This is a genomic window from Candidatus Methanodesulfokora washburnensis (genome assembly GCF_003947435.1).
Classification (GTDB): Archaea; Korarchaeota; Korarchaeia; order Korarchaeales; family Korarchaeaceae; genus Methanodesulfokora; species Methanodesulfokora washburnensis.
The window spans coordinates 1-9,095 of the sequence record NZ_RCOS01000058.1 but is presented as its reverse complement, the minus strand read 5'-3'; the positions used below and the strand labels follow the sequence as shown (position 1 = coordinate 9,095).

Here is a 9,095-nt window from a genome sequence, read left to right as displayed (position 1 = left end):
CCTCTCCCTTCCACTGATAGTTCGACTTGAGGCCAAGTCCAACGATACTATCAATCCCTTCTTCCTTCTCGAACATAGGAACTTAAGATTTTATGTGTTAATAAAGTTTCATTAAGATAATTCCCATATCTGTTAGCTTTATCTGTAAACTTTATCAAGGTTATCTTAGAGAGTTCACTGTGGGAGATTACGTAGCTATCGCAGCGAAAGTTTCGAGAAAGCTCAAGAATCTAGTGGATAAGCTGGAGATAAAGCTAGGTCCTGTCATTAGAAAAGCTCTGAAGGAGGAAGTTAAGAGAAGAGCCATAAGAAAGCTGGAGGAAAGAGCAAAAAAGCTTCTTGAGAGGCTACCTGAGATTCCAGATGGGGAGGTTGCCAAGCTGATCAGGGAGGACAGGGAGAGATGAGGTACATATTCGATTCGTCTGTTGTCATGAGCTTTGTGAAAAGGGAAAGCTATCCGCATTCAGCGAGGATAGCCGTCCCTAATGCTTATGGCCTCATGAGCATTAACGGGATCAGATCCACTTCCGAAATTCAGTAAAGAATATTTGAATCCGAGGTTTCAGCGAGATATCTTATAATTAATTCCCTTCGGCATTCTGTTTTTCATCGAAAGGTTTGAGGTTGATAAATCATTAAGCTGAAAGTTTTTACCTTACCGCTAGCAGATGTCATATGAGAGCTGAGATAGAGAGAAAGCTTCTTCACATCGCTCTTTCTGCACTTATGTTTGCTCCATATTTCCTTTCTTCTCCCCTAAAATATGATCCCGTTAATGCTTATGGTCTTATAGTAGCTGCATCCGCTTGGCTTTATGCGGTTAGAGCAAAGGGGATTCCAGCAGAGCTGGCGCAAGTAGCAAAAAGAGTGAGAATAGAGGGAATGGATAAGCTTACATCTCAGTTTGCCATGTCAGTAGAGAGGCTTGAGAGGGATTATGAGAAAAGGGCAGGATGGATCGGCCTTCTCACAGGGGTTATTGGGATAGGAAGCTCCTACATGATATTCAGAGATTGCTTTATAGCTGGGGTTCTGGCGATGATTTTTGTTGATGGGATCTCAGCAATAGCTGGAATTACCATGGGAAAGAGGGGAATTCCAATGTCTAAGGGGACAATTGAGGGCACTTTAGCGGGATTTCTCTCCTACTTTGTTGTGATGGCTTTTATGATTGATCCGGTTAGGTCAGCTGTGATAGCAGCTGCAACCTCCTTTGCTGAGCTTTATGGGATTGAGGACAACATATCCGTGCCATTAGTATCGTCCTTTCTGTTCTTAATGCTCAAGTAAATCAGTTCTTGCAGAACCTATTTCTGACTGATTGTAACTGAAGCGTTAAGTTTAAATCTAAACCCCCCCGAGAAAGAGGGGGCCTTATATGGCAGAAGAAAAAACTGTTTGGGAGGTTGCTGAAAAAATACCAACCCCCGAGGAGGTTTTTAAGACAGAGCTCACCCTGAAGAAGAAGATTACAACACTATGGGGATCGGCACTGATAGCCCTGGGGACATCTATCGGCAGCGGAGAGTTCCTGTTAGGTCCATCGATGGCAATAAAAATAGGCCTTGGTCTGTTCTGGTTGATCTGGATAGGTGCATTGCTCCAAACGGCATATATTTACAGCTGGGCCAGAATTTCAATAGCAACAGGTGAGACTCCTATCACAACAATGTTCAAGATCGGAGTATGGGCAGCGATCCTTGGAGCACTAGGAGTATTTCTATCCTTCGTATGGGGTGGATGGGCATACAGCAGTGCGACAGCTCTCGCAGGAGGAATCTTGGGGAGGATGCCTGGAGTAGCTGACAGGCCATTTGTCGCAACAGTTGGAGTAATCCTATTGCTTCTGACCTTCTTAATCCTATCTTTGGGTAGAAGGGTTGCGAGAACACTGGAGTTGTTCAACTGGTTCGACCTAGGAGTGGTCTTCACATCATTCATAGTTCTTGCCATAATCCTAGTGCCACCTGATGTCTGGGCTGAGGCCGCAAAGGGCTTGGTTTCCGTTGGATATATACCACCGGGAGTGGATCCTGTTGTATTTGGCGGTTGGTGGGGATACATCGGATTTGCAACAGGCATAAACTATATAATAGTTAACTACTACAAAGATAAGGGATTTGGAATGGGCTCTCTCACTGGATTTATCTCCGCTCTCATCGGAGGCAAGAAGATCGAGGTCTCTCCCTTCGGGAAGATCTTCAAGGTAACTCCTGAGAATGTCAGCACTTACAGGAGATGGCTAAAGCTTGCTGCCGAGGAGCTTCTTCTAATATTCTGCCTAGGAGCAATTGTCGGCATGGCTATACCCATGATGCTATCCTATGGATTAATGCATGGATGGAAGTTTGAGCTCGCATGGAACGTTCCCCTGTGGCTGTCCTTGGCTCTTAACAAACTATGGGGCGCACCAGGCTACTGGTGGGGCGTCATCGTAGCAGTATTCGTCCTGTTCAAGACTCAGATGGGAGTAGCTGATGCCATTGTCAGGGCATTCTGCGATGCATTCTGGAAAGTGGAGGGCGTAAGAAAGGCTTTAAGGAACGATATAAGGATCCTCTACTACTTGACTTTGGCCATAATACTTGCTTGGGCCTCTCTAGCCATGTTTACATCAGCACCCGTTTGGCTTATTTTGATATCCTCCAACATGGCCAACTTTGGAGCTATATTTGGAGTTCCGTTCCTGTTTTACTTGGACAGAAAGCTACCAAAAGAGCTGAGAATGCATTGGGGCCTTAAGGTGCTCAACATAGTCTTCTTCATAATGTGCACAACAATCTTCCTCCTCTCTGTAGCCAAGTATCTTGGACTCTACTAAAAATCCCTTTCTTTTTCTTTTTTATTTAGGATTACTTATGAAATCAGGAGACTGATAGAGCGTTTGAGATTACTTGAATTTCCGAGATTTCCTTAGAGAGGAGTTAACTGCATCCATGATAACACTAAATTACTTATTAACTGGCAGATAAAATTTAAAAATTCCAAGAAATCCGTTGAGCAATGTCCTACAAGGAAGCTCCAGCTGGTGAGAGGGAAAAAACACCTCAATACAAATATTACGATAATGTTACTGATTTAAAGTCTGCTGATAGGTGGAAAAGGTTAGTAAGATCGCTCCTTTTGGCTATTGTCTACATAGCATTGCCGTTAATATTGATATTTTCCTTCAGATTACTGGGATTCTTCTTATCTGCAATACTCATAATAATGAGTCCTATGTTGCCAAGAATTGTAGTTGATACTCCTGATATATATTATGTTATGGATCGCTATGTTTTATATGGTAAAGATGAGATGCTGATGCTCAAGGGATGCAAGATCAAGATGAATAAAAAGAGAAATTTAGTTATAATTAGCCGCGGAAGAACAGCCCTCCTTTATCTGTACTCCCATAAACCCGATCTACTTTATAGAATACTTGAAAGACTAACAAAAGAGGGTAGTAATGCTTAAGGAAATAAGCCTCCTCTGCTAGCATTTGATAGAAATTAATTCCAGCGGCTGATCCCCTATGTTTCTCATGCTATGGACCTCGCCAGCCGGGATGAAAATTATCATTCCTTCTTTAACTTCTTTCTCCTCCTGTCCAGCTCTCACGATACCCTTTCCTCGAACTATGTACCATAGATGTTCCTCTGGGTGTGCATGCGGTGGCTCAGCGCCATAGCCTCCAGGCTCTATCACAATATAGTGCGCCTGAAACTTTCTGGACATTGTATTATCGACTAGATATCTCACAGTAGTCTTTACATGGTCAGGGGCTGGGACAGCCTCTATATCCCTGATATCTCGGATCTTCAACAGCATCACCTTTAGATCATTTTCTGATCTTCTCTATATATTCACGCTTCAGATATCTTGCTATCTTTATCATATCCACTTTTCCTGGGCAGGCCTCCTTGCAGGCACCACATAACAGACAGTACATTGAAAGAGGTGCTGCTTTTTCTATCCCTTCTGTTATAGAGGTCCACCCCATGCCCAGCGGACCACCGTAAACTCTTCCACCCCACACATTACCAGCAATGTTCCAGATAGGGCAAACGAATTCACATCTCCCGCATTTTACACAGAAAAGCTGCTCTTTCAGTACAGGGTTCTTAAGAGCCTCTTTTCTTCCCCCATCGTACAGTATGATATGTAGTTCCCTTGGCCCGTGGACCCCATAAACCCTGTGGTATTCTATATCAGCAGTGCTACTTGGGCCGGCTATCATATAAATATATGTAGGAGGATAGAGGCCGGCATAGCCCGACTGGACAACTGCCTGCATAAAAGCGTCCGTGATAGTGGGCATTATCTTGTCTATGCTTATCAATGCTATGTGCACAGGAGGCAGAGTAGTTGCCAGTGAGATGTTTCCCTCATTAAATACTAGGAAAAATGCTCCGGTATCGCTGGCTATGGAATTGGCACCGCTTATTCCTATATCAGCTTTCACAAATTTCTCCCTCAGGAAGGCCCTAACCTCCGGAACAATTTTCTCAGCATCCATGCCCTTGGTAACTTTTACGCCTATGCTGCTCAACAGCTCAGCTGCACGCTCCTTCGTGAGATGGCATGCTGGTGCTATGACGTGCATCGGTTTATCCTTGGCTATTTGTATGAGCAGCTCGCCAAGATCCGTCTCGTATATCTCATGGCCCTTTTCCGTGAGATGTTCCCTTAGCATTATCTCCTCCGTTACCATGGATTTCGCCTTCACTATAGTTTTCCTCTCATTTCCTATTATACTGTCAATTATTTTTAATGCTTCATCCTTGTTGGATGCAAAATATGCGTTTGCCTTTGCCTTCTCCTTTATTGCCCTAAGAGTTTCATCTATATAATAATCTATATTACTGTATACAGTTTCCTTCCTCTTCCTGACATAATCCGCCAACTCCGCCAGATAGGGCCAGCTCTGCAAGGCTCTGTTAGTGGCCGGCACTGATGCTTTTACCGCTCTTCTCAAACCTTCTTGAAGAATTGGGTCTTCCATGGCATCTATTAGCTTAGATAGCAAATCTTCTGCTCTTATCACTTGCGTCACCCCTCTAAAAATCCTTTTGCTAGATACTCTGAGATATCTCTCATCTCAACATCATCAGGCTTCACTCTGAGGAATGAGGAGTAGCATATTGGGCACATCACGACGATCTTTTTGCTCATACTGGTGAGCTGTTCAATTCTCTGACCGGCAACTCCCTTGGATAACGAAGGGGATAAAGACTCCACAGGTCCACCGCAGCAGAATGTCATGCTTCTGCTCTTATCCGGAACCTCAAGCACCTTTACACCTGCTGCAGCAAGAAGCTTTCTGGGCTGCTCTATTATGCCCTCATATCTCGCATACACACATGGATCATGTATCACCACCTCTTCCTTCAGGTCCTTCCCCCTTATCTCTTTCTCCGATAGCACCTCTAGGTAGTTTTTAACCTCTAAATCATAATTATCTATATATTCTGGGTAGACTTTCCTCATGCAATTGGTTGTATGAGGATCTATTGTTATTATTGTTTTTACACCTTTTTCCTTCAGTTTCCTGTATACCTTGTTAGCATGTTCCTTAAAATCGTCATCCAGACCAAGATCGTGCAGGAGAACCCCTGAGTACATGTCATCCTCATATAGATAACCGAATGAAACTCCGGATTTCATAAGAAGCATGGCAATATTCCTAACTATCCTGCTCTGCTCCTCCACCCTTTCCCTAGGAGGTCCTGCTATCTTGGTCACATCTATGACTTTACCGGCCACCTTTCCCAGCTTCATCACAAGAGCTCCAACGCTGGTTTTCTCCATGCCCTCCAAGTATTTCACAAGCGAATCTATATAGGGAATGAGCTGATAAAGTAGGCCAGTAAAGAGGACGGTCTCTCCACCACGTGGTATGTTGAGGCCATCAGCCCATCCATATGCATCTTTCTCCGGTATGGGAACAGGGCAGCCCCTTCTTCTCGTGTTATCTGCTATCATATCTAGGACATCCTTAATTGGCAACGGCATGATGACACCCAGAATCCCTTTAGAGGGAAACTTAAAAAGTTTCCCCAAAGATTTATATTTTTTCCTTTGTGGATCTCCTATGCCAAGCAAGAAGGATGTAATAAAGGATCTGAGAAAAATTCTAGGAGAAGAAGCCGTCGAGGATGACGATCTTGTCGTAAGGATGTACTCAAAGGATGCTGTCTATTTTGAAGGGAATGCCATTGCCGTGGTCTTTCCCACATCCACATCTCAGGTATCTGCCCTGCTATCCTATGCATACAGGAATGACCTGAGGATCTATCCCCAAGGGTCTGCAAGCGAGATAGTGGGGTCCTCAACCCCGGCAGAAGACGGTATTGTAATAAGTTTTAATAGAATGAATAAAATAAAACAGTATAGCACAGTGGACATGTACATAACAGCAGAGCCAGGAGTCAGACTTGTCGAGATAAATGAATTTCTCGCAAAAGAGGGGTACACATTTCCGATAGATCCTGCATCTGTTAAATCAGCAACTGTTGGAGGGGCAATAAATTCAGGAGCTGGGGGAATGATGGGCCTAAGGTATGGAACAATGAAGGATGCAGTTTTAGGCTTGGAGGTAGTGCTTCCCGATGAAAAAGGTACAGTTTTAAGGCTTGGTGGGAGAACAACCAAGCATAGAGTTGGCTATGATTTGATTCGGCTAATAGTCGGGAGCGAGGGGACTCTAGCTGTTGTAACAGAGGCCACGCTTAAGATAGTCCCGCTTCCAGAGAACACTGTGAATATAGCTGCCTTCTTCCCAAGCTTAGAGGATCTAGCAAATGCTGTTGTTGAGCTGAAAAAGAGAAAATTCAACCTTTACATAACTGAGTTTCTCGATTCCTATACAGTGGAGAAAACTGTGGAAGCTCTGAAGCTAAAGATAAAGGGAAAAGGAAATATGCTGATAGTCAGCGTTGATGTACCTGTAGAGGCTGCTGATAGGACACTTTCGGCGTTAAAAGAGGTTATGGTGAGCAACAATGCCTCGTCAATAATAGAAGCCCGTTCTCTAAAGGAGGCTGAGGAAAAGGGTATATTTGATGTCAGGAGAGGGTATTATCCAGCATCGATAAGAATTGCTGCTGAGGGAAGGAAGGATCCAAGGACCAGACCAATAGTTTATGTGGAGGATATATCAGTCCCTCCATCCAAGATGGCTGAATGCGTCAGAAAAGTCAGGGAGCTGGCGGAGAAGTATGGAATTGAGATGACCTTAGGAGGGCATATAGGGGATGGAAATCTCCATCCAGTTCTGTGGTTCGAGGAAGGAGATGAGGAGAAAAAGGAAAAGGTGTTCAGGTTCATAAGAGATCTCATGCAGCTCGCCATAGATCTCGGTGGAACTGTGAGCTCAGAGCATGGAATAGGAACCACCAAAAAGGAGGGGCTTATCATGGAGTTAGAGGCAAATAAAAGCGAAAAAGCACTAGATATAATGAAGGAGATAAAAAGAATATTTGATCCAAAGGGGATTCTAAATCCAGGTAAACTGTGGTAAAAGGTGGTTTTATGGCCATAGCCAAGGTTGAGGAGAGGATATTGCGCGATGTCCTGAAGTGCTCTTTCTGCGGTATGTGTGAGTGGGTTTGCCCGACTTTGAAGATGATGGATAACCACAGGCTTTATGGCCCAAGGGGGAGGGTAAACTCGATCGTATTCCTCATAAGAAACGGTATATGGAGCAACAAAGGCACGGATGGCATATTCACCTGTCTCCTTTGCGGTGCTTGCACCACTCAATGCCCAGCTGGAGTTGATGTGAAGGAGGACATCAGAATGTTCAGATATTACCTACTTACAAATAAGAAGGTATAAATAATTAAATAAAAGGTAAACTTCATAAAATGAGGTGATATGCTATGGAAGTTTCTCTGTCTTTCTGGGTGGTGTTTCACCTAGTGGTAGCTGTATTTTTGGCTATTGATCTGATCTACTGGGAGAAGAGGAAGGGTGAAATAAGATTCAGAGATTCCTTGCTGTGGGTTATTGCATGGATATCATTGGGTCTTTCATTTTCAGTAATAGTATTTTCAATGTATGGTACAGAAGAATTTATTAAGTACATAACTGCATATATTGCGGAGTATTCTCTTTCTACTGATAACTTATTTGTTTTCTTAGTAATATTTACCTACTTTGCAGTCCCGCCCAGAGGGAGGCATATCGTCCTGCTCGCAGGGATAATATGCGCAGCTGTATTCAGGGGAACTTTCATATTTGTAGGAGTTGCCCTGCTTGAGAGATTTCACTGGATGGTCTATGTTTTTGGGGCTGTTCTGATATATACAGGCTACAAGATGGCAAGAGGGGGCGGAGAGGCTGTGGATCCTGGGAAAAACAGGGTGGTCAATTTTGCGAGAAAATTCCTGCCGATAGCTCCAACTTATGGTGAGGATGGGAAGTCCTTCATAATCAAGCAGAATGGAGATGTCCTTTTCACCCCTCTCCTGCTGACTTTACTGGCAGTAGAGACCACGGACATAATGTTCGCCTTTGACTCTGTCCCAGCCGTCCTAGCAATAACAAGGGAGTTCTTCACGGCTTATACATCCAATATAATGGCTGTACTTGGGCTAAGATCCTTGTATTTCCTATTAGAGCACGGTTTAAGGCTTGTAGAAAACTTGGGAAGGGGCCTCGCAATTTACTTAATATATCTAGGAGCAGCATTCATTCTATCAGCCTTTGGCATAGAGGTGCCCTCGTATATCTCACTTCTCCTGATCGCAACGATAATACTGGTCTTGGTCCTCATGGCAAGATTGAGAAGAAAGGAATCAGGAACTGCTGAGTGATTTTTATAAATTTCTCTCTCGATAACTTTTTATTATTTTATAAATTTTTATCAAAAAACCTCATCAAAGCTAACATACTCGCCACGTTTGACTTCCTCGCGTATTTTCCTCAGTTCCCTCCGTTCTTTCTCTGTAAGCTCTTCATATCCTATAAAATTATCTATTTTTGCATTTATCTCGATCAGAATCTTTTCTATATCATTTATTCTCTTGAGAACCACGTCCGACATCTCGCTCTCCATCTGAAATTTGTGTCTCCCTTCTATTTAATATTAACCTCAAAAAGGTGCTTCG

The 9,095-nt window shown here is 43.5% G+C and carries 12 protein-coding genes; 8 read left to right on the top strand and 4 right to left on the bottom strand.

The window, feature by feature from the left end:
- Nucleotides 1-179 precede the first annotated feature (179 nt).
- The 5 genes from D6D85_RS03750 to D6D85_RS03735 all read left to right on the top strand — a co-directional run bounded on the left by D6D85_RS03750 (nt 180) and on the right by D6D85_RS03735 (nt 3,459).
- The gene (locus D6D85_RS03750) at nt 180-407 is read left to right on the top strand and encodes a hypothetical protein (RefSeq protein ID WP_125670738.1); all 228 of its coding nucleotides are present in this window, start codon (nt 180-182) and stop codon (nt 405-407) included.
- Complete coding sequence (locus tag D6D85_RS16085) at nt 404-544, top strand: hypothetical protein (protein ID WP_161969673.1); 141 nt, start codon at nt 404-406, stop codon at nt 542-544. Before D6D85_RS03750 ends, D6D85_RS16085 begins: the two co-directional genes overlap by 4 nt.
- A 134-nt stretch (nt 545-678) precedes the next feature.
- Entirely contained in the window at nt 679-1,293 is a 615-nt protein-coding gene (locus D6D85_RS03745; protein WP_125670737.1) for a hypothetical protein, read from the top strand.
- A gap of 88 nt (nt 1,294-1,381) precedes the next feature.
- On the top strand, nt 1,382-2,824 hold the full coding sequence (locus D6D85_RS03740) for an Nramp family divalent metal transporter (protein ID WP_125670736.1): 1,443 nt from the start codon (nt 1,382-1,384) through the stop codon (nt 2,822-2,824).
- 182 nt (nt 2,825-3,006) lie between these two features.
- The gene (locus D6D85_RS03735) at nt 3,007-3,459 is read left to right on the top strand and encodes a hypothetical protein (protein ID WP_125670735.1); all 453 of its coding nucleotides are present in this window, start codon (nt 3,007-3,009) and stop codon (nt 3,457-3,459) included.
- Between the two features lie 18 nt (nt 3,460-3,477).
- Here the strand turns inward: D6D85_RS03735 and D6D85_RS03730 are convergent, their stop codons facing one another.
- The 3 genes from D6D85_RS03730 to D6D85_RS03720 are packed head-to-tail and all read right to left on the bottom strand — an operon-like array spanning nt 3,478 to nt 5,997.
- Nucleotides 3,478-3,813, bottom strand: coding sequence for a cupin domain-containing protein (locus D6D85_RS03730; protein WP_125670734.1), 336 nt, complete (start codon nt 3,811-3,813; stop codon nt 3,478-3,480).
- A gap of 10 nt (nt 3,814-3,823) precedes the next feature.
- The gene (locus D6D85_RS03725) at nt 3,824-5,029 is read right to left on the bottom strand and encodes a lactate utilization protein B (protein WP_237558743.1); all 1,206 of its coding nucleotides are present in this window, start codon (nt 5,027-5,029) and stop codon (nt 3,824-3,826) included.
- Between the two features lie 5 nt (nt 5,030-5,034).
- Entirely contained in the window at nt 5,035-5,997 is a 963-nt protein-coding gene (locus D6D85_RS03720; RefSeq protein WP_125670733.1) for a (Fe-S)-binding protein, read from the bottom strand.
- Between the two features lie 79 nt (nt 5,998-6,076).
- Here D6D85_RS03720 and D6D85_RS03715 point away from each other — a divergent pair, with 79 nt between their 5' ends.
- Genes D6D85_RS03715 through D6D85_RS03705 form a run of 3 tightly spaced genes read left to right on the top strand, consistent with a single transcriptional unit; the run spans nt 6,077 to nt 8,801 of the window.
- Complete coding sequence (locus D6D85_RS03715; protein WP_125670732.1) at nt 6,077-7,504, top strand: FAD-binding oxidoreductase; 1,428 nt, start codon at nt 6,077-6,079, stop codon at nt 7,502-7,504.
- 11 nt (nt 7,505-7,515) lie between these two features.
- Nucleotides 7,516-7,821 carry a (Fe-S)-binding protein gene (locus D6D85_RS03710; RefSeq protein WP_125670731.1) on the top strand — a complete coding sequence of 102 codons (306 nt, stop codon included), beginning with the start codon at nt 7,516-7,518 and terminating at the stop codon, nt 7,819-7,821.
- Between the two features lie 44 nt (nt 7,822-7,865).
- Nucleotides 7,866-8,801, top strand: coding sequence for a TerC/Alx family metal homeostasis membrane protein (locus D6D85_RS03705; protein WP_125670730.1), 936 nt, complete (start codon nt 7,866-7,868; stop codon nt 8,799-8,801).
- Between the two features lie 50 nt (nt 8,802-8,851).
- Here D6D85_RS03705 and D6D85_RS03700 read toward each other — a convergent pair whose 3' ends face one another.
- Nucleotides 8,852-9,043: a hypothetical protein gene (locus tag D6D85_RS03700; RefSeq protein WP_125670729.1), complete on the bottom strand. Its 192-nt coding sequence runs from the start codon at nt 9,041-9,043 to the stop codon at nt 8,852-8,854.
- Nucleotides 9,044-9,095 lie beyond the last annotated feature (52 nt).